The following is an 18,232-nucleotide window of genomic DNA, read 5'->3' on the forward strand; positions in this document are numbered from 1 at the left end:
TTCAGGCCTCCTTCGCTCGTCGCTGATCGCCTTGGGCCCCTGCGTCAGTATGCATGCCGCGGGTGCCGCGAGGTGAACAATCAACCAGCATGTCAAGCGAATGGGGAGCCTCGAGGCGGCCTGTGAGCCGCTCGACAAATTGCTCGGCTTCGGCAGCCGTACTGAACCCCACCCGCCAGTCATCCATATGCACCCACCAGCGTTCCGGCTCGGAGCTTTTTTCGACATGGATGTTCATCAGCGCCTCCAAAGCATGGATAGGTAATGAAAGCGTCCATGCTGGCAGCGGGGGCGTGGATTACACCGTCGCGCTGTTGAGCGAACACTTCGCAGGCAACCTCAGTGTCAGCGAGCCGGAAGCGGTGCGTGACCCGCGGCGCAGTATCTACGGATACCTGAATGAGTCTGGAATATGGGAATAAAGTGCGCCAGCGAACGCTCGCCGCATTGATCCGTGTCAATGTCCCGCGTCTTGGGTAATGCCGTTGGTCTGCAGGCGCCTCCAGTTGACAAACATCAAACGTGCAAGACGTGGGAAGTAGATGCTCTTGCTTCCTAGCGCAATCCCGGAGGTGAGCCATGCAAACGCCGCAAAGACTCCTACTGATCGCATCGCCCCTGATGCGCCGAACCCCGGTCTACGACCGTGCAGCGGCCCTGGCCAAGGCCAAGGGGATGGCACTGCACATCGTGGCATTCGACTATCTGGAAGGACTTGCCACGGCCGGCCTGGTGAACGACCAGGCGCTGGCGGTGATGCGTGAGGGCTACGTGCGCCAACACCGTGAATGGCTGGAAAGCCAGGCACTGTCGATGCGGCGCAACGGCGTCATCGTCACCACCGAAGTGGTGTGGGTGCAGCATCCTTTGGACGAGATCCTGGTGCATTTGCGTGAACAGCCATTCGCCATGCTGATCAAGGCGCTCGAACATGAGCCCTGGTGGATGCGCGCCATGTTCACCTCGCTGGATATTCAGCTGCTACGCGAAACGCGAATCCCTTTGCACCTGGTACACAACGCCAGCCAGGCATTGCCACGCAGGATTCTGGCCGCGGTGGACCTGTCCAGGCCGGAAGAACAATATGAAGGCTTCAACGATCAGATCATCAGTGAAGCGTTGAAACTGGCCTTGCAATGCAGTGCCCAGGTCGAATTGCTGTACGCCTACGACCTGGGCACCCTGTACCTGGGCGTCGACGGTAGTCGTGAGCACTCGTTCCTGTTCGACTCGAACCTCGCCCAGACCCTCCACGAAGCCCAGAGCGTTGCCTTCCAGGCGCTTGCCGAACGTAACGGTATCGCCGTCGAACACCGCCACATGCGCATAGGTGACCCGGCAAAGGCCCTGGCGCTGTTCATGGATAACAATGAAATCGATGTGCTGGTGATGGGCAGTTATCACCATCATGGCGTCGGCGGGTTCATCGGTAGCACTGCCGAGCGGGTTCTGCATCGGTTGTCCAGCAGTGTGCTGGTAATTTCGCCCGAGCGCTCCCAAGGTTGAAGCACGAGGCCCGCAAGGGCCTCGCCTGCTCAAGACCGCAAATCCAGTTGGTGCAGGATCTCGCGCACATCTCCACCCGGATAGCACGATGTAAAGCCCAGAGCCTTGGCCAGCCGGTGCATGGCATAGTTGCTCGCCATATCCCTGGATACCATGCGCTCAAATCCCTCGCGGCGTGCTGCCGCGATCAGGTGTCGCATCAGGCGCCTGCCCAACCCCTTGCGCTGCCAGTCTTCGCTGACCGCCACCGCACATTCGCAATACTGGCTACCAGCAATGCCGGCGTAACGGCTGATGCCAATCTGTTGCAATTTACCGTTTGCATGCACCAAGGCGACATAGGCCATGCACGGGGGATGATCGACTGGCATGCAGTGCGTGTTTACACCAGGCAAGCAGCCGCTGAGTCCGGCAATGAAACGAAAGCGCCGGGAGTCATAAGCAATTGTGCTGAGAAAGCGCCTGTCCCTTTCGTGGTCCTCCTCGCGTAGTGGGCGGATCAGCACCGCCGAGCCATCCTCGAGTTTTTCGACCCAGTGTTCAGCTGTTTGCGGCTGTGCGGCCTGCTGCCCGTTCATGGTGCCTCCTGATGACGTGATCAGTAGCTGTTGCAGCCGTTTTAACGTGGCGGGCCAGCGTGGTTCTGACAATCATCAAGTTCAGGCTGGGTAGCGGCTTTCTGATCTGTATCAAGCAACACCGACCCTTCGCGCGGAACATTGAAGGCATCATGCCCACGAGCGCGGAGGTTCACCATGGGTCAGTATCGACATCTGCTGGTGCTGCTCACCGAAGTCGATCCACATTCCGCTGCTTTGCGCAGGGGGCTTGCGTTGGCCCAGCTCAGCGGTGCCAGCGTGCATGTGTTGGGCTTGTTCACGCCGAACCAGCAGCACCTGCTGCGCGAAGAGCGGCTGAATGTGGCCGATATCACGCGCCAATACGAGCACTACCGCGTGCAGTTGAAAGGCTTGATCGAGCGGTATCACGGCAGCGCAATAGCGCTGACGGTCGACAGCCTGAATGCAGAGGATGTCCGTAGCCAGGCGATCGATTACATCAGTGAGCTGCGGCCGGACATGGTCATCAAGGACAGCGAAGCTGTATCGGCCTGGGGGCGGCTGTTCGGTATCCCGTTGGATTGTGCGCTGATGCGTGGTTTCAAGGGTGTCAGTCAATTCGTGCCGGCGGCTGCCATCGCAGTGCCGCGGCGTATCCTGATCGCCGTGGATACGGCGTTCAGCGAGACGCCAGACATCCAGGCCCGCTTCAACCGTGGACTGATCCGTGCTGCCCAGGCTTTGGCATTGCAATGTGACGCGCAGTTGCATCTGCTTTCGGCTTACAGCCTGGCTGGGGTATTCGCCTCGGACATGAACGTCACCCAGGTTTGGATCGAAGAGATGCGCGATGCACTGCAGGCACCCTTCGAAGCGCTGGCCGACGCCGAAGGCGTTGCGCCGCAGCGCAGGCACTTCATTGAGGGCCGTCCTGTACAAGTGATCCGTGAGCAGGTCGCGGTACTGGACATCGATGCCCTGGTGATGGGCGTGGTACAGCCCAAAGGGCTGGATAAATTACTGGGCGACACCACCGAACGTCTGGTCAGCCGACCACCGTGCAGCGTGCTCGCGGTTCATCCTCAAGTCGCCGAAACCTGGGAGCCCTGGCCATGCAACTGACCTTTCTTGGCGGCACCGGGACGGTGACTGGCAGCAAGTTCCTGCTGACCCGTGGTAGCACGCGGATCTTGGTCGACTGCGGACTCTTCCAAGGTTTCAAGCAATTGCGCCTGCGCAACTGGGCGCCACCGGCGCCGGCACTGAGGGCGCTGGAGGCGGTGGTGCTGACCCACGCCCACCTCGACCATAGCGGCTATCTACCGGTACTGGTCCGGGAAGGCTATAGCGGGCCGATCTACGCCACGCCGGCGACGTGCGCCCTGGCGCAAATCCTCTTGCTCGACAGCGCCCGGTTGCAGGAAGAACAGGCTGAGCATGCCAACCGCCACGGTTACTCCAGGCACTCACCGGCACGACCGCTCTATACCGAGCTGGATGCCAAACGGGCCCTGGCACTGTTTCGCCCCGTGGAACTGCACCACCCGACGCCGATCGCCGAGGGCATGGAACTGCTGTTGCGTACCGCCGGACACATTCTGGGAGCGGCCACGGTCCAGATCAGCGCCGAAGGCCAGACCTTGCTGTTTTCGGGTGACCTGGGACGCCCCCAGGACCCGATCATGCGCGCGCCCGAGCTGGTCAGAACGGCGGACGTGCTGTTGATCGAGTCTACCTATGGGGATCGCAAGCACCCTGCGGAATCAACCGAGCAGTACCTGGCCAAGGTCATCAATGAAACGCTCCTGCGCCATGGCATCATCCTTGTGCCCTCGTTCGCCGTCGGCCGTGCCCAGTTGCTCATGCATTACCTTTACACGCTCAAGCGCGACCGGTTGATTCCTGATATCCCGGTGTACCTGAACAGCCCGATGGCCACCGATGCCACTGTCCTGTACCAACGGTACTGCAGCGAACATCGGCTGACAGCGGCTGAGTGCGCCGCCCTGTGCAAGAGCACGCACATCGTCCGCACGGTCGATGAGTCCAGGCACCTTGACCAGCTGCGCGAGCCTGCGGTGATCATCGCCGCCAGTGGCATGGCGACCGGTGGGCGGGTACTGCACCACCTCAAGGCGCTGGCCCCCAACCCACGCAACAGTATCCTGTTCTCGGGTTTTCAGGCCGGGGGCACGCGGGGCGCCGATATCGTCGCCGGTGCCCACAGCGTGCGTCTGCACGGCGAGGATGTGCCGATTCGTGCACGGGTGCATGCGATGGAGAACCTGTCTGCGCACGCCGATGCCGATGAGATCATGGAATGGCTGCGAGGGTTCACCCGGCCGCCACGTCAGACCTATGTCATCCATGGCGAGCCCCACGCTGCCGACACGTTGCGGCGGCGGATAAGCCTCGAACTGGGCTGGCAGGTGTGCGTGCCTGAGTATCAGGAAACCGTTGCCATCGACCCTGTGCGCTAGCCTGGCGCGGGAGGTGCTCATGACTATTCAAGCAAGGGCAAAGCTCAGGGCATGGATGCAACGTCCCAAGGGGAGCCTGGGCTGGATCCTGGCAATCGTTGTATTGCTGCTGGCCACGTCGGTCTACCGCGGACTGAGCCCGACCTGGCGCCTTATCATGCATGATCCGGCAGTACTGCTGGCCATACTGGCCCTTAGCGTGGCGGTAGGCTGGGCAGTGCAGCGGGGTGTGAGGCGCACGGTCGGCAAGGCTATCTTCAACGGCCAGGAGACAGGCTGGCAGGACCGCTTGGCGTTCCTGCGCTCAGTGGCCCGGGAATCGAACCTCCTGCTGGTGATGCTGGTGTGCCTGGCCTTGCTGGGCACGGGCACCTTAGGATTGGCGGGGCGTTCGGTGGCGCAGATCGCAGCGAACTGCGAGGCCAATCTGCAGGCCCAAGTCGACACACCCGAACATGAAAAGCTCAACGCGCTGGTCGGCAGACCCGTTTGCACGTGCCTGGCGCAAAGGTTCATGACACGCAATGGGATATTGCGCATGGCCTTGTTCGAAACGCCCTTGCAGGGCGTGACCGGTTTGAAAGCGCTCACGCCCGATGATGAGCAGCGCTGTCTCGAGCAGTTCGACCTGCTGCCCGAGGAGGCTCATGCACGCACGCCTTGAACCAGGCCGGCGCCACGACGGGTCATGGCGCGCGACTTCGGGTCAGCTCAGTGCAAGCCGGTGGATGACCTGGCTAGGATCATCGGGGTCGGTAGTCGTGGTGAATCCTGCGGCCTTGGCCAGCTCACGCATCGCCTGGTTGGCGGCTGAGTCGATCGAATACATTTGCCGGAAACCTTTGCTCCGTGCCTGATCAGTCAGGTGCTTGAGCAGCAAGCGGCCAAGACCATGGTGTTGCCAGCTGTCGAGTACGGTGACCGCGCACTCGCAGTCATCTTGATCAGCACAGGCGGCGTAACGGGAAATGCCCACTTCCTGCAGTTCGCCGTCCACATGCGCCAGCGCGACGAAGGCGGCCTGGCGGTCCTGATCGACCGCCATCAACTGGTCGAGCATTGCCTCACCAGGCTCCTTGATCTGGCACAGAAAACGGTAGTGCCGTGATTCTGGTGACAGGCGTTCGATGAAGGCCCTTTCACGCTGCCGGTCCTTGGCTTGCAAGGGCCTGACAAGCACATGGGTACCATTGTCGAGTGCTTCGATCCAGTGCTCGCCAACGGGCGTAGGAAACGCCGAGGCAGCAGGTTGATGGGGAGGTTTGACGGGAGTCATGGCGATGCCCTCATGCGTCTGGAATGAACAGTGGGAAGACAGTTTCGGTGCGCAGCCTCGCTCCGACTTGATCGTTGTCAACTGCGCGGCTGGCGGCCACTTTCAGCAGGAAGACGTAGCGAGTGCAGGGGCGTGGTTGGTTAGCCGAATGGCCCCAGCGGCTATTTGGCTTTCCAGTACTTCTGCATTTCCAGAAACAGGAATGAAGCGGTCCAGGTAATCAGCACCAGGCCGGTCAATCCCTGTAGGCCCGTGAGGTACTTGAGGTGCCCGCTGGGGGCAACATCACCGAAGCCGATGGTGGTGTAGGTGGTAAAGGAGAAGTACACGCAGTCCAGAAGACTTCCGTCGAAATTGCCGTTGAGCGTGCCCCAGCCTTTGGCATGGACCATCAGGTAGTAGGCCAGGGCAAAGCACCAGACCTCCAGGGCATGGGCCAACAGAGCGCCGAATACGCCCGCCACGATACGAAACCGGCTCCAGAGCTTGAGGCGCGGTAGCCAGTCATTCAGACGCAGCAGGCATTCGTAGTGGATGATCACCACCAGGATCACGACCAGCATGTTGATCAGCGTGACGGTGAGCATCGCAGGAACTCTAGGACGGGCGGTTCATCTCGTGCATGTCGACATGCTTAGCCAGCAGGACCGTTGGCCTCGCACTCACGACTCAGGGTGACGCTATCGCGCCGGGTGGCCTTGATATTTATCAATAATGGACCAGCGCCGGACTGAATGGGTCAACGCTGCCATGGCTTCGCGGCGCCACGGCGCAGGAGCAAGGGTAGGGCGGTCGCGAGACACGATGCCGCGCCGCCCGGACACGTCAGTCTTTGCTGGCGTTGAGCTTGCGCAGCTCTTCGTAGGTGGCGGACTGGACGAACCAGAAGCCGGAAACGATGCACCAGCCGAGGCTGCCGACCACGAACACACCCAGGGCAGGCAGGAACCCGCCGGTGAACAGCGTGATGAGCGCGAAGAGCCAGATAACGGCCAGGGAAACGTAGAGGACGATGTTGTTGACGCTGATGACGAAGTCTTTCACGAAGCCTATTCCTTGCGGGATTTCAAAAGATTGCCCCTCCAGGGGCGCGCGGATGCTATCACATTGCTTTCATTGAGGGCTTGACTTGCTGACGGCACATGCTGTTGAATGCGCGCCCTCGAATCCCCGTAACCTTTTCCCAAAGTGGTGAAGCCAGTGCCCTGCGCCATCAAACACGCCTGATACCGACGACGGTCCATCGTGCCTGATGGCTGCCCGCGCCTGCGCGCGGCGGCGCTTCATCCTCGTACCTGCCTGATCCTGTCGTCGGTTTTTCCCTATTTCCAAGGAGAAACCCATGAACATGGATTTTCGTGCCGACGCACATTCCCTTGAACTGCTCAAATACCCCCGCACACCCCATCTGCAAGGCTCGCGCCTGCAGGACGGCGACAGCGATGCCGGCCAGGTGGCCTATGGCACGTTGACCGGCCAATGGCTGGTGGTGGAAGAGAAACTCGACGGCGCCAACGCCGGCATCAGCTTTAGCAACGGTGGAGAACTCCGCCTGCAGTCGCGTGGCCACTACCTCACCGGCGGTGGCCGCGAGCGCCAGTTCAACCTGTTCAAGCAATGGGCCGTCGCCCACGAGCACTGGTTGCTGGAGCGTCTTGAAGACCGCTTCGTGCTGTATGGCGAGTGGCTGCACAAGAAGCACTCGGTGTTCTACGACCACCTGCCGCATTTTTTCTGCGAGTTCGACGTGTGGGACCGCGCCACGGGGCTGTTCCTGTCCACCGCGGCGCGCCGCCGCCTGCTCGCCGACGGCCCGGTGCTGTCGGTGCCGGTGCTGTACGAAGGCCCGGCACCGCGCCGCTACGCCGAGCTGATGGCGTTGCTCGGCGACTCGCTGGCCAAGACCGCGCAATGGCGCGAAGTGTTCGAGCAGGTGGTGCGCCGCGAAGGCCTCGATCTGGCCCGCGCCTGGCGCCAGTGCGACCGCTCGAGCCGCATGGAGGGGCTGTACCTGAAGCTTGAAGACGAGCGCCAGACCCTGGGCCGACTTAAGTGGGTGCGCCAGGACTTCGTCCAGGCCATCCTCGACGCCGACCAGCACCATGCCAACCAGCCGTACATACCCAATCAACTGGCCGCCGGCGTCGATCTCTACGCACCGCGCCTGTCCCTGGACTGGCACGGCGCACGCCGCGGCGATTGAAGGAGCTTCCTGAAATGGATATTCGACAACTGCAACAACTGGTGCCCGACCCCGGGCACGACATGGACAGCGCCGCTTGCCTGGCGGCCATCCCGGCCCTGGCACGCCTGGCCGACACCCCGCAGGATCCGACCTATCACGCCGAGGGCGATGTATGGGTCCACACCCGCCTGGTGGTCGAGGCGTTGCTGGCGCAGCGCGCCTACCGCGACGCCAGCGCCGAGCAGCGCTTCGTGCTGTTCTTCGCTGCCTTGCTGCATGACATCGCCAAGCCCGACACCACGGTGATCGACCCGCAGACCGGGCGCATCGGCCAACCCGGCCACTCGCGCCGAGGCGCGGTGGATGCGCGTCTGCTGTTGTGGCGCGCCGGCGTGCCGTTCGCGCTGCGCGAACAGATCTGCCGGATCATCACTGTGCATCAACTGCCGTTCTTTGCCCTGCAGGGTGACCGTAGCGGACGCAGCGCGGAGTTCCTGCTGCACAAGCTGTCCTGGGAGCTACCGGTGTGGATGCTCTGCGCGGTGGCCGAGGCCGACATGCAGGGCCGCCATTATGCCGGCAAGGCCGATGTGCTGACCGCCATCGAACTGTGGCGCGAGCTGGCGGCGGAGGAGGGATGCCTGTACGGCCCACGGGCGTTTGCCGACGACTACACGCGCATTCAATACCTGCGTGGCGCCCGTGTGCATCCGGACTATGCGTTGCATGAACCCCAGGGTTCCCAGGTGGTGATGCTCTCGGGTCTTCCGGCCAGCGGCAAGGACACCTGGACCGCCCGACACCACCCGGACCTGCCGGTGGTGTCGTTCGACGACGCGCGCCAGGCACTGGGCCTGCGCCACGGCCAGAACGAAGGCGCCGCCGCGCACTACGCCATCGACCGGGCCAAGGCGCTGTTGCGCGAGCGCAGGCCCTTTGTGTGGAACTCGACGCACCTGTCGGCGCAGATGCGCAGCCGTACCCTGGACTTGCTGTATGGCTACGGGGCGCAGGTGGAGATCGTCTACCTGGAGCGGCCGGAGGACGAGATCATGCGGCGTAACCAGCGACGGGACACATCGCTGCGCAATGACGATATACGGCGGATGCTGTTCAAGTGGGAGGTGCCGCTGCCGACCGAGGCGCATCGGGTGAGGTATGAGGTGGTGACGGGGTGAAGCACAAGGGCACTGTGCCAGTACGGCTGCTAGGCTCTTTTGAATGCCGCTCCTGCCTATCGAGGAGGGCAAGGCCGAAATAGCAGCGGTTCATGCGCGTTCCACGGAGGGTCACATGCTTATCCGACTCCTGTTCTCAGTGTTTTTCCTCGCTGCGGCGGTGCCGGCCAGCCAGGCAGAGGTCAAAAAACTCACTATCTACGACGATGGGGTTTCTTGTCCCGCCAACTGCGACGCACATGTCGTCTTCTCCAAAGCCATGAATGGAACAGAGTTCGCTCACAAGGAAGGTACGAAGTACAGCAAGTGCGTGAAGGGAGAAGCGTGTCGCATCTGCTTCGAGTCCGGTGAAAAGCAGTGCTTGAAGGTCATGTATCGGGGGAGTGGCCCGCACCCTGATACCTTCGACTTCACCCCGGCGTTCTATCAGCAAGCGTGCGCCAGTACACCGGCGCAGCCTGTGCTGGCAAAGGAGTGCGTAAGCTTGAGGGAAAGAGCCAAGGCATTGAGTGGGCGAATCAACTGCCTCGCTACACCGGGTGACCCCAAATGCACCGCAATCATTGCAGAGGCGAAGGCCAAACGCGAACTGGATCTCCCCAAGTACAAGAAATGTCTCCAGCTGGGGGAAGCAGCCTATAACCAACAGGTGCCGAATGCAGAGAAGCGTAAGCATGACTGCACCTACGAACTCAATGGCACGGGCAGAAACGACGCAGGGACTAAAACCTGGAGGAAGCTGCTGCATGCGGCGTGTAGGGCGGGGACCTACGTGGGGCGTGACGGCTTGGACTGCTGCAGCGGCAATACGTTTGCAGATGGCCCCTTAGGACGTGAATGCAGAGGCTTCTACCCGGTTCCGTAAACAGCGCGGCCAGAGATTGGCCCCGGCCGCAAGCTGTCTCGCGCGTCCTCGAGCCTGCTCCGACAGGATCCCGCAATTTCTGGAGTTGGCGCTGTACCTGTGGGAGCGAGTTCACCCGCGAAGGGCTGCAAAGCAGCCCCAGGGAGGAGAGGTACACCACCTCAAGGCCTGATGATCAGTGGATGGCCACCGGGTTGATATTGACCTGGGTCGAACCCTTGTACAGCGGCTGGCCCAGCACGAACAAGAACTCGAAGGCCTTGTCGCGCACCAGGGCGCGGGTGTCGATCAGCTCCAGGTTGTAGATGCCACGCTTGGCCAGCATGAACTGGTTGACCGGGAACTCCTCACCGGTAGGGTTCGGGTAGACCTCCGAGGCCCAGGTGTCGCCACCGAAGGCAACGATGCCCTGGTCGGCCAGCCACTCGGCCGCCGACAGGTCGATGCCTGGCTCGGTGGCGAGGAACTGCGCGTTGTCCTTGCCGATCAGCTCCAGCCAGCCGGTATTGAACAACACCACGTCGCCCTTGCGCAGGGTGATGCCTTGTCGCTTCAGCACCGCCTTGATGTCGTTGACGGTGAACGACGTACCGCCCGGCACGATGGCCTTGCCGTAGTGCGCGGTCATGTCCAGCACCACGCCGCGGGTGACCATCGGCGGCACTTTCTCCACGCCGAGCTTGGTCACGCCTTCGACGGTAACGAAATCGGCGGCCTTGTTGCCGTTGTAGTAGACGTTGTCGATACCGATATGGCCGATGCCGTTGAGCTGGGTGCCGACGCCGGTCCAGCCGTTGACCAGCTCGTCGTTGAAGCTGAACTTGTTCTTGCCCAGGGTCTGGCCGGCCTGTTCGCCGGGCTGGATGTTGTAGAGGTGGAAGCTGCGGTGGCGGAAGGCGGGCAGGTCCTTGCTGACGGGGACGGCCAGGGGGTAAGTCTTGCCGGTCTTGACCAGGGTGATGGCTTGCTTGACCACCTCGGGGGTGAGGAGGTTGGCGGCGCCGATTTCGTCGTTTGGGCCGTAGGGGGAGGATTGCCAGTCGGCGGCCAGGGTGGCTTGGGCGGTGGTGGCCAGGGCTAGGCTGAGTAGTAGCGGTTTGAGATAGCGCAATTCTTGGGCTCCTGAACGGGAAGTGATGTCAGGGGCGGATTCTGGGTGGAGGCCGGTGCGGGAAAAAGTGGTGGGTGGGACAAGGAGTTTTGCGTGGAGGGCAAGGAAGAGGACATCTCTGATGTTCGTGCAGGGAAGCTGTTGGGACTCCAACCAGTAGGCGCTTCCCTGATTCAAGTCAGGCAGGGGGCTAGGCTGACGATGCGGTATGCCTGATGCATCTTGTCATTTGCAATAGCTTAGGGCAGGGTCGAGGCCATGGACCTCTCTTCAAAAGGAACCGCACCATGTCGAAGATCTATCCCGGTATCGATCCCGAAGGGCTGGTCGAATACTCGGTGGTCTACACGGACCGCTCGCTCAACCACATGTCCCAGTCGTTCCAAGGTGTGATGAAGAACATTTCAACCACCCTGAAACAGGTCTACAACGCCCAGGCGGTTGCGGTGGTTCCGGGCAGTGGCACATTCGGCATGGAAGCGGTGGCACGGCAGTTTGCCACCGGCCAGCAATGCCTGGTGCTACGTAACGGCTGGTTCAGTTATCGCTGGAGCCAGATCCTTGAAATGGGCAACATTCCGGCGGCCACAACGGTGCTGAAAGCCCGGCCGGTTGAAGCGGGGCGCCAGGCTGCCTACGCCCCGGCCCCACTGGAGGAAGTGTTGGCGGCCATTGCATCGCAGAAGCCGCAGATTGTCTTCGCCCCCCACGTTGAAACGTCATCAGGGATCATCCTGCCCGATGAATACCTGAGGGCCGTGGGCGACGCCGTGCATGCGGTGGGTGGCCTGTTCGTGCTGGACTGCATCGCCTCAGGCGCGATCTGGGTTGATATGCACAAATGCGCAGTCGACCTGCTGATCAGCGCACCGCAGAAAGGCTGGAGCGCCTCACCTTGCTGCGCCCTGGTGATGCTCAGCGCTTTGGCCCTCGAGCGCATCGAATCGACGCAAAGCACCAGCTTCGCCTGCGACTTGAAAAAGTGGCTTCAGATCATGCAGGCCTATGAGCAGGGTGGCCACGCCTACCATGCGACCATGCCCAGCGATGCCCTTGCGCGGTTCAACGAAGTGATGAAAGAGACGCAAGCCTACGGTTTCGACAAGGTCTGCGACGAACAACAGGCCCTGGGTGACCGGGTGCGCGCAATGATGACCCGCAAAGGGATCAAGAGCGTGGCCGCAGTGGGCTTTCAGGCCCCTGGCGTGGTGGTGAGCTACACCGATGATGCCGATATCAAGAGTGGTAAGAAGTTTGCCAGCCACGGCCTGCAGATTGCCGCCGGCGTGCCGCTGCAATGCGACGAGCCGGCCGACTTCCAGACCTTCCGCATCGGCCTGTTCGGGCTCGAAAAGCTGCACAATATCGAGCGCACGGTCAGCACACTTGAGCAGGCGCTGGACGAGGTGATGGTTAACTAGGCGCTCGATGGGAGAGCTTGCAATGACAACAGACGATGCGAGGTCCCGATTCGAAGCCAAGCTTCTTCGTCCGTTGAAGCCCGGTGACGATAGGTCGTGGGCGTTTGCAGTTCTTCCAAGGGACGCGAGTGAGCGGCTTCCGAGGCGGGGAAGGACGTCCGTTGACGGCACGATCAATGGACATCCTTTCCGGGCAACCCTGGAACCCGATGGTCAGCTGAGCCATTGGCTGAAGGTCAGTAGCGATTTACTCGATGCGGCAGGTGTGGCCGTTGGCGATATCGTTACCCTTGAACTGGTCCCGGTGAAGAAGGAGCCTGAGCCTGATATCCCAGTGGATTTCGAGAAAGCCCTGGCAAGCACACCTGAGGCTCAAAAGGTTTGGAACAGTACGACGACCCTTGCGCGGGTGGACTGGATCCACTGGATTACTTCAGCGAAGCAACTCAAAACGCGTGAAAAGCGAATTGGGGATGCCTGCGATATGCTTGCGACCGGTAAGAAGGCGGTTTGCTGTTTCGACTCGTCCGGCTACTACAGCAAAGCATTTCGGGCGCCCGAGGCGGAAAATTGACCGTGGTGTAGCTCGGGAACATCCAGGGACGCAACCAGCCCTATGTTGATGACAAGAGAACACTTTTTAGGTGCTCTGAATCGGATTTTCCCTCTTCTCTGTAGTCCATTTCCGAAACATACTCCCACCGCCTTTCAGCCGTTGCAGCAGCCCCATCAGCCATCTAGTCTCGCCAAGTCGCCGCAAAAATCGACGACACGGTTTTGACAGACCGTCCCCTGATATACGGATCATGCGCAACGCTCTATGGCGGCTGTGCGTGGGGCACTTCGGTGCGCCGAGTTCCGATATCCTCGGTCTGTCAACCCACGCACCGCTGCCACCCATTTGTTTGACAGCAGAGATGTGGTAGCTCCAGTCAGATATCGGAGCTTTATCATGTTAAAGATCGTCCCCGATCCACCGCTACACGACAAATACACCAACCACACCCTCGAAGACCTTCTGGTCCAGATCTCTGAATACCTTGTCTGCGCCCTGACCGTCAGCCAGCAGACTGTCTTGCTGCACGCCAAACCGCCAGGCCAGGTCCTGACCCTCGCCGCCATGCATGAAATCGACAGCGCCCGCACCCTGGTGGAGGTGGCGCTGAGCCGCGTGCAGTCCCGGCATTGACTTGGCGAGCATGGGCTCGCATTTGATGTTCACCGATCAGGCCCCGCGCCGTTCGCGGGGCCGCAGGAGCAATGGTATGGATAAGGAATTGCAAATCCCACGCATCAGGAAGCTCGCCACCACTGGCGTCGGGCATTTTGGCGAGGCTGCAGAGGAGGGCGGTCAAGACCCGCTGTTCCGTGTTGTGCCGGGCCATTCAATGGACCATGCGGTTGAGCAGGCAACCGTGCTGATGTGTGCAGTGCACAAGATCAGCGATCTGGCGATGACGGAGACGGATCATTTGCCGACGTTGCTTACGGCGGTGCATTACCTCAGTGGGATGGCCAAGGCGCTGGCCCAAGATGTAAATCATGGGTTGATGATTTGCCGGAGGGTTGAGTAGGATTGCGGTGGCTGCTTTGGCTGCTTTGGCTGCTTTGGCTGCTTTGGCTGGTGTCAGCCAGTTAGACCCGGGGCCGCTTTGCGGCCCATCGCCGGCAAGGGACCATCGTCTTGGCGCTGCTGCATGGCGTACTGTGAGGGGCGCACAGAAGGCTTTTGGTGCGTCCTTGATCTAAAAGGATTTCCCGCCTCCCTTTCAACAAACGAAGTGCTAACCACATGAGTACTGGCGCACGGGTCGTGACCTAGTTGAAGATAGCTTGCGCTACACCGTAACTGACTCGTGGGCCAATCAGTTCCATGGTCGGGGTGGGTATGCAGACCAACTGTCCACTCTTCGTAGCGCATTGGAAAAAATTGCAGAGATCAAGAGGCTACATCAAGCATCTCATTACACATCCAACACGTATTACAAATTGGCCATGTGACTTTTAAAGGCCAGCCCTTATCGCTTGATCAACATCTTTTGTTAAGTGATTTCTGCCTGCATGTCCCCCCATCTGAATGTTAGCATTGCACTATGCTTTAACCTTTGAGGTGGTCGGTAATTTCAGATTCTTAGCGAACAATATAAATCGCATAGTCACCGACCCCAAATTGCTCAGAGTCAAATTCGATAGCCTTTGTTCTAGTCAGGAGGCTTGTATGGATCAGTCTCCTCAGTTCTTCGCCAATACGAATCTCGTTGGGTGAACAAGACTCGTGAATTTTAACAGCTCGATTCAGGGCGTCACTAGCGAAGTCCATTTGAAACGCGCCAGTTGCTGGGATTTCACGTTTTCTAACTAATGCCTCGCCAAAGTCCATTCCCACTTTTATTTCAAAAGCTGGCAGTTTCTTGCTGAGCAGTACCGGATTAACGACATTTGAAAGGTGGTCAATCATTGCCAGTCCGAGGCGTACTGCGATATCAGTTTGTACGGTGAACGCTGTATAATCCACAAAGGCGATGAATCCATCGCCGGTAAACTTGTGTATCGTACCGTGATGTTGGCCCACTAAGGCCCCAAGCTCCTGAAAAAATATCTTTAGGCTTTTCTCGTACTCTTCCGGGTTTTGAGCTGATAGTTTTGTGGAGTTGCATATGTCTACTGATAGAAAAACGGTGTTGGCCTTGAAGTCTTCAGGTGGATTCGCATGTGGTTTAGATTTTTCTTCAGGCGGATGATGGATTCCAGTTGTTAATTCGTCTGCAATTGCTGCCATTCGCTTTGTGCCATAGGGTTCAAGGTCACCGGTGGTGGGCGACAAAAGATGAATCGACTGATTTCCAAATTTGGTCATCGCCTCGATTAGGATATCCATTGGTATAAACATTTGCATGAAGGTGTCAATATAGCCATCACCATGCTCTGTAGTTGCAAATTTGTAGCGCTCAGGATTAGGTTCTAAGCGAATCTGCACATTTCCATGAACATCGGGCTCGCCAATGGGCGTAATGATAAAGTCAAATCTGCCAAGCATTTCCATAGCGCTACTCTATGTAGATTCCGATTTTATGGCGATAAATTACTTCGCCAGTTGAGTTTTTGACTTCGGCCTCCATTGTGTGGAGGCCTCGAAATTCGGTAGTTTCATCAAACTCAATAATTTGTGCAGGCTCAAAGACAGATGTAACGTTGCTAGCTGGAAGCGTAACTCTCTCAATGTCTCGAGGGAAGACGCCGGCTTGACTCCCAAGGGCTGCTTCCTTGCCATAGTTTCTTTTCGTGAATTGCACCACTAGCGGGTACTCCTCGTAATCCGCAAGCGATTTCAGAATGGTCAGTTTGAATTTTAGCTTCTGTTTTTTAGATAATACTTTTGATACTGAGGCGTAGGGGTGCCTAGTCCCGTTGGTGACTGTGAAGCACCTAAAGTCAATTTTATCGTTACCTATTGCGCTCGACGAGTTGAAGCCTGCCTTTTCAGTCGCACTGAAGGGAAGCAGGTCACGGTAGGCAGCGTGATTCATTTCTCTGACTTTGTACCTGAAAGCTAGGCCTTGACGGTTCGTGTAAACTTTATTGAGGTGTTCGACTTCTTCTCTAACCCCATTGTTGATTACGGTTTTTTTATTAAGATATTCTGAAGGAAAGTCTATGTCAGAGATTATGCTTTCGCCTAGCATTGCCTGATTTTTTCTGGCCATCGACTGAAGCTTTGATGCTACATCAACATAGAAAGATGTGGCAGTTACTTCATTGACTTGTGCTGATCCATACGATGCCCATAGCACCTCCTCAGTGGGGCCATAATCTAAGCCAATACGGAAGCCGAGATCGCTTCCCTTATAACCTTGAGTCTCCAAAACAGGTATTATAGTGCCCGTCATTAGGCTTTCTAACAGTGAAGCACAATTTATCGCATTGATGATGCTGTCGTCTTTAGAGTGATTGAGCCCGCCAAAGTATGCTAATACTGCATCTCCCATGAAGCGGTGGACATAACCATCAAGGCAGCGCACAATCTCAGCGGCGGCCTTTAGAATCGAGTTTTTAATAGAGACAACATCTTCAAGTGGATAGAGGAAGGAGAGGCGTGTCGAGTTTTTAATATCAATAAACAAAGAGCAAATAAAGTGATATTCTGTGTCGCTAGTACCTTGAAGCTTGCGGAAATCGGGATGACAGCCTATTGGGTTTTCGTTTATACCCTCTTTCCCAAAAAGAGGTCTGTACTGACGTTGCAGCGCGTGATCCTCCTCCGATTGGGCTTCATCCATTCCAATGCTTTCAAATGCAGGGTGAGACTCGAAAAAACTGTCTATGCCAGTGACTGATTTGGCAACTGATTTTTTTCGCTTCGACTTATTCAGAATTTCTTCGAAGGCTCGTTTGGACGCAGCGCTCATGGCTTTACTCCAACAAGGAATGATGAGAGCTTTATAAGAGAAAATATTGATAGGGGAAGGATATTTCCAGCCACCATCAGAATGGTTAGTGATTTAAGGCTATCAAATTTATTTTTGGCAATGCAAGATACTGTATGGATCTGCTCAGAAAGATCGTTTGAGAATGCTATGTAGTCTACCGACTGGAAGTTTTTAAGATATTGTACGGCGGAAATTGCGGCGACATCGCCGTAAAAAATATTTGATGCGCCCTTATGATTTGTTGGAGAGCTAAATGTGATAGGAAATATTATTTTTAGCCCTTTAGCTAAACAGATGAAGGTCATTCCTATGCCAACTATTAAGCATGCCCCCGAAATTGTGTAAGCCGCACCAGTAGGAATATTGCTGATGAGTTTTTCTATGTTAGATAGAACCCACCCCACAACTGCAGCACAATAAGAAATGGCGATGGTGCATTTTACGTTTGTAGAGATCACATAAGTGTCTAGTCGCTTTAAAATCTCGAGCTGAGTTTTTATCTTGTCCTCTATTTTAAAATCAGTAGTACTGGTAGACACTTCGCACATCTCCCTTGTTGTCCATATTCGTATGCCGCAAACCGGGCGGTCGCTGTCAATGCAGTGGCCTAATGCTATCGCAACGCATGTGGTTGCTCCACCTTTGAAATTCAGTCCTGGGAGAGCGGTTGTGCGCATTGCGCGCACAGCTCCTCTGATCACGACAATCAAGTCCTTGTGTCCAGAACGATTGCTCAGCGGCTGCGCATCGCTGTCAGCCAGCAGTGCCTGGAAAGATCGTCCGGTAGGCGAGCTGATCGATTTCTTCGGGGTGCGCAAGACAGATCATGGTGGTGCCGGAAGAAGATCTGGTGGTGCTCAGATACGTGCGCGACAGCAGCTATGTTACGCGTGAAGCCGCGGGTACTTACACAGGGCCGCAGAACGGGCAGATTGTGCACACGGAATACTGGGAGGATGTGCAGCACTCAGGCAGCTGTCAGATCGATGTGTTCATCAACAGAGCGCGACTGGTGCAGAAGGTACGCACGAAAGGACGCTGTGCAGTTGTCGAGATGGCGCCGGCGGCTCGAGCGTAATCTGGCAGACGCCAACCACAGGTGATCGACTCAGGAGGTCACCTCCCATAATACTCAATTTAACATAATATACATTATGCGTATCTTCGTATGGAGCTATCAGGCCAAGGGTGGTCAGATTGGAAGCCAGGCCAAAACGCTTGCT

At 57.9% G+C, this 18,232-nt stretch carries 21 protein-coding genes; 12 read left to right on the top strand and 9 right to left on the bottom strand.

The genetic code is table 11. The features are described from left to right. Position 1: 1 nt before the first annotated feature. A complete protein-coding gene (locus AC25MA_RS17825) occupies positions 2-238 on the bottom strand; it encodes a hypothetical protein (RefSeq protein ID WP_028688831.1) in 237 nt (78 codons plus the stop codon). A 341-nt stretch (positions 239-579) separates the two neighbouring features. Between AC25MA_RS17825 and AC25MA_RS17830 the strand changes: the two genes are divergently transcribed. After that, positions 580-1,506 carry a universal stress protein gene (locus tag AC25MA_RS17830; RefSeq protein WP_028688832.1) on the top strand — a complete coding sequence of 309 codons (927 nt, stop codon included), beginning with the start codon at positions 580-582 and terminating at the stop codon, positions 1,504-1,506. Positions 1,507-1,535: 29 nt separating this feature from the next. Here the strand turns inward: AC25MA_RS17830 and AC25MA_RS17835 are convergent, their stop codons facing one another. Then, complete coding sequence (locus AC25MA_RS17835; RefSeq protein ID WP_028688833.1) at positions 1,536-2,084, bottom strand: GNAT family N-acetyltransferase; 549 nt, start codon at positions 2,082-2,084, stop codon at positions 1,536-1,538. Between the two features lie 177 nt (positions 2,085-2,261). Between AC25MA_RS17835 and AC25MA_RS17840 the strand changes: the two genes are divergently transcribed. The 3 genes from AC25MA_RS17840 to AC25MA_RS17850 are packed head-to-tail and all read left to right on the top strand — an operon-like array spanning position 2,262 to position 5,210. Beyond that, the gene (locus AC25MA_RS17840; protein WP_028688834.1) at positions 2,262-3,188 is read left to right on the top strand and encodes a universal stress protein; all 927 of its coding nucleotides are present in this window, start codon (positions 2,262-2,264) and stop codon (positions 3,186-3,188) included. Continuing rightward, complete coding sequence (locus AC25MA_RS17845) at positions 3,179-4,546, top strand: MBL fold metallo-hydrolase RNA specificity domain-containing protein (protein ID WP_028688835.1); 1,368 nt, start codon at positions 3,179-3,181, stop codon at positions 4,544-4,546. Before AC25MA_RS17840 ends, AC25MA_RS17845 begins: the two co-directional genes overlap by 10 nt. A gap of 19 nt (positions 4,547-4,565) precedes the next feature. Further along, positions 4,566-5,210, top strand: coding sequence for a hypothetical protein (locus tag AC25MA_RS17850; protein WP_486972251.1), 645 nt, complete (start codon positions 4,566-4,568; stop codon positions 5,208-5,210). A 42-nt stretch (positions 5,211-5,252) separates the two neighbouring features. Here the strand turns inward: AC25MA_RS17850 and AC25MA_RS17855 are convergent, their stop codons facing one another. The 3 genes from AC25MA_RS17855 to AC25MA_RS17865 form a co-directional block, all read right to left on the bottom strand. Further along, on the bottom strand, positions 5,253-5,822 hold the full coding sequence (locus AC25MA_RS17855; RefSeq protein ID WP_062574025.1) for a GNAT family N-acetyltransferase: 570 nt from the start codon (positions 5,820-5,822) through the stop codon (positions 5,253-5,255). Between the two features lie 161 nt (positions 5,823-5,983). Next, a complete protein-coding gene (locus AC25MA_RS17860; RefSeq protein WP_028688838.1) occupies positions 5,984-6,409 on the bottom strand; it encodes a potassium channel family protein in 426 nt (141 codons plus the stop codon). A gap of 238 nt (positions 6,410-6,647) precedes the next feature. After that, on the bottom strand, positions 6,648-6,866 hold the full coding sequence (locus AC25MA_RS17865) for a hypothetical protein (protein ID WP_023630431.1): 219 nt from the start codon (positions 6,864-6,866) through the stop codon (positions 6,648-6,650). A gap of 298 nt (positions 6,867-7,164) precedes the next feature. Here AC25MA_RS17865 and AC25MA_RS17870 point away from each other — a divergent pair, with 298 nt between their 5' ends. From AC25MA_RS17870 to AC25MA_RS17880, 3 genes are all read left to right on the top strand, one after another. Beyond that, complete coding sequence (locus AC25MA_RS17870; RefSeq protein ID WP_486972252.1) at positions 7,165-8,025, top strand: RNA ligase family protein; 861 nt, start codon at positions 7,165-7,167, stop codon at positions 8,023-8,025. A gap of 14 nt (positions 8,026-8,039) precedes the next feature. Then, positions 8,040-9,185 carry an AAA family ATPase gene (locus AC25MA_RS17875; protein ID WP_088851536.1) on the top strand — a complete coding sequence of 382 codons (1,146 nt, stop codon included), beginning with the start codon at positions 8,040-8,042 and terminating at the stop codon, positions 9,183-9,185. 115 nt (positions 9,186-9,300) lie between these two features. After that, on the top strand, positions 9,301-10,050 hold the full coding sequence (locus tag AC25MA_RS17880) for a hypothetical protein (RefSeq protein ID WP_260269575.1): 750 nt from the start codon (positions 9,301-9,303) through the stop codon (positions 10,048-10,050). A gap of 175 nt (positions 10,051-10,225) precedes the next feature. On the opposite strand, the gene AC25MA_RS17885 is transcribed toward AC25MA_RS17880, so the two are convergent. Further along, the gene (locus AC25MA_RS17885; protein ID WP_486972253.1) at positions 10,226-11,161 is read right to left on the bottom strand and encodes a cyclase family protein; all 936 of its coding nucleotides are present in this window, start codon (positions 11,159-11,161) and stop codon (positions 10,226-10,228) included. Positions 11,162-11,448: 287 nt separating this feature from the next. Here AC25MA_RS17885 and AC25MA_RS17890 point away from each other — a divergent pair, with 287 nt between their 5' ends. The 4 genes from AC25MA_RS17890 to AC25MA_RS17905 all read left to right on the top strand — a co-directional run bounded on the left by AC25MA_RS17890 (position 11,449) and on the right by AC25MA_RS17905 (position 14,156). Beyond that, positions 11,449-12,582, top strand: a complete 1,134-nt coding sequence (locus tag AC25MA_RS17890) for a pyridoxal-phosphate-dependent aminotransferase family protein (RefSeq protein ID WP_236248133.1) — start codon at positions 11,449-11,451, stop codon at positions 12,580-12,582. Between the two features lie 22 nt (positions 12,583-12,604). Continuing rightward, positions 12,605-13,156: a YdeI/OmpD-associated family protein gene (locus AC25MA_RS17895; RefSeq protein WP_236248103.1), complete on the top strand. Its 552-nt coding sequence runs from the start codon at positions 12,605-12,607 to the stop codon at positions 13,154-13,156. Positions 13,157-13,534: 378 nt separating this feature from the next. Further along, a complete protein-coding gene (locus AC25MA_RS17900) occupies positions 13,535-13,771 on the top strand; it encodes a hypothetical protein (RefSeq protein WP_236248102.1) in 237 nt (78 codons plus the stop codon). 76 nt (positions 13,772-13,847) lie between these two features. Then, entirely contained in the window at positions 13,848-14,156 is a 309-nt protein-coding gene (locus AC25MA_RS17905) for a DUF3077 domain-containing protein (protein WP_236248101.1), read from the top strand. A 557-nt stretch (positions 14,157-14,713) separates the two neighbouring features. Here the strand turns inward: AC25MA_RS17905 and AC25MA_RS17910 are convergent. Genes AC25MA_RS17910 through AC25MA_RS17920 form a run of 3 tightly spaced genes read right to left on the bottom strand, consistent with a single transcriptional unit; the run spans position 14,714 to position 17,827 of the window. Next, complete coding sequence (locus AC25MA_RS17910) at positions 14,714-15,625, bottom strand: adenylate/guanylate cyclase domain-containing protein (protein ID WP_486972254.1); 912 nt, start codon at positions 15,623-15,625, stop codon at positions 14,714-14,716. A 4-nt stretch (positions 15,626-15,629) separates the two neighbouring features. Next, a complete protein-coding gene (locus AC25MA_RS17915) occupies positions 15,630-16,988 on the bottom strand; it encodes a nucleotide-binding domain-containing protein (RefSeq protein WP_486972255.1) in 1,359 nt (452 codons plus the stop codon). Beyond that, positions 16,985-17,827 (bottom strand): Pycsar system effector family protein, encoded by an 843-nt coding sequence (locus tag AC25MA_RS17920; RefSeq protein ID WP_236248098.1) that lies wholly within the window; start codon positions 17,825-17,827, stop codon positions 16,985-16,987. The genes AC25MA_RS17915 and AC25MA_RS17920 overlap by 4 nt, the downstream gene beginning before the upstream one ends. Before the next feature lie 8 nt (positions 17,828-17,835). Here AC25MA_RS17920 and AC25MA_RS17925 point away from each other — a divergent pair, with 8 nt between their 5' ends. After that, a complete protein-coding gene (locus tag AC25MA_RS17925; protein WP_236248097.1) occupies positions 17,836-18,087 on the top strand; it encodes a hypothetical protein in 252 nt (83 codons plus the stop codon). The last annotated feature ends 145 nt before the right edge of the window (positions 18,088-18,232 follow it).

It is taken from the genome of Pseudomonas sp. P65(2024), from assembly GCF_057480955.1.

Excerpts from the sequence above, each read along its gene's own strand:
- AC25MA_RS17905 (WP_236248101.1), top strand. The coding sequence starts at position 13,848 with ATGGATAAGGAATTGCAAATCCCACGCATCAGGAAGCTCGCCACCACT.
- AC25MA_RS17850 (WP_486972251.1), top strand. The coding sequence starts at position 4,566 with ATGACTATTCAAGCAAGGGCAAAGCTCAGGGCATGGATGCAACGTCCC.
- AC25MA_RS17910 (WP_486972254.1), bottom strand. The coding sequence starts at position 15,625 with ATGGAAATGCTTGGCAGATTTGACTTTATCATTACGCCCATTGGCGAG.
- AC25MA_RS17825 (WP_028688831.1), bottom strand. The coding sequence starts at position 238 with ATGAACATCCATGTCGAAAAAAGCTCCGAGCCGGAACGCTGGTGGGTG.
- AC25MA_RS17840 (WP_028688834.1), top strand. The coding sequence starts at position 2,262 with ATGGGTCAGTATCGACATCTGCTGGTGCTGCTCACCGAAGTCGATCCA.
- AC25MA_RS17895 (WP_236248103.1), top strand. The coding sequence starts at position 12,605 with ATGACAACAGACGATGCGAGGTCCCGATTCGAAGCCAAGCTTCTTCGT.
- AC25MA_RS17870 (WP_486972252.1), top strand. The coding sequence starts at position 7,165 with ATGAACATGGATTTTCGTGCCGACGCACATTCCCTTGAACTGCTCAAA.
- AC25MA_RS17900 (WP_236248102.1), top strand. The coding sequence starts at position 13,535 with ATGTTAAAGATCGTCCCCGATCCACCGCTACACGACAAATACACCAAC.
- AC25MA_RS17860 (WP_028688838.1), bottom strand. The coding sequence starts at position 6,409 with ATGCTCACCGTCACGCTGATCAACATGCTGGTCGTGATCCTGGTGGTG.
- AC25MA_RS17925 (WP_236248097.1), top strand. The coding sequence starts at position 17,836 with ATGGTGGTGCCGGAAGAAGATCTGGTGGTGCTCAGATACGTGCGCGAC.
- AC25MA_RS17880 (WP_260269575.1), top strand. The coding sequence starts at position 9,301 with ATGCTTATCCGACTCCTGTTCTCAGTGTTTTTCCTCGCTGCGGCGGTG.
- AC25MA_RS17830 (WP_028688832.1), top strand. The coding sequence starts at position 580 with ATGCAAACGCCGCAAAGACTCCTACTGATCGCATCGCCCCTGATGCGC.
- AC25MA_RS17875 (WP_088851536.1), top strand. The coding sequence starts at position 8,040 with ATGGATATTCGACAACTGCAACAACTGGTGCCCGACCCCGGGCACGAC.
- AC25MA_RS17890 (WP_236248133.1), top strand. The coding sequence starts at position 11,449 with ATGTCGAAGATCTATCCCGGTATCGATCCCGAAGGGCTGGTCGAATAC.
- AC25MA_RS17835 (WP_028688833.1), bottom strand. The coding sequence starts at position 2,084 with ATGAACGGGCAGCAGGCCGCACAGCCGCAAACAGCTGAACACTGGGTC.
- AC25MA_RS17845 (WP_028688835.1), top strand. The coding sequence starts at position 3,179 with ATGCAACTGACCTTTCTTGGCGGCACCGGGACGGTGACTGGCAGCAAG.
- AC25MA_RS17915 (WP_486972255.1), bottom strand. The coding sequence starts at position 16,988 with ATGAGCGCTGCGTCCAAACGAGCCTTCGAAGAAATTCTGAATAAGTCG.
- AC25MA_RS17855 (WP_062574025.1), bottom strand. The coding sequence starts at position 5,822 with ATGACTCCCGTCAAACCTCCCCATCAACCTGCTGCCTCGGCGTTTCCT.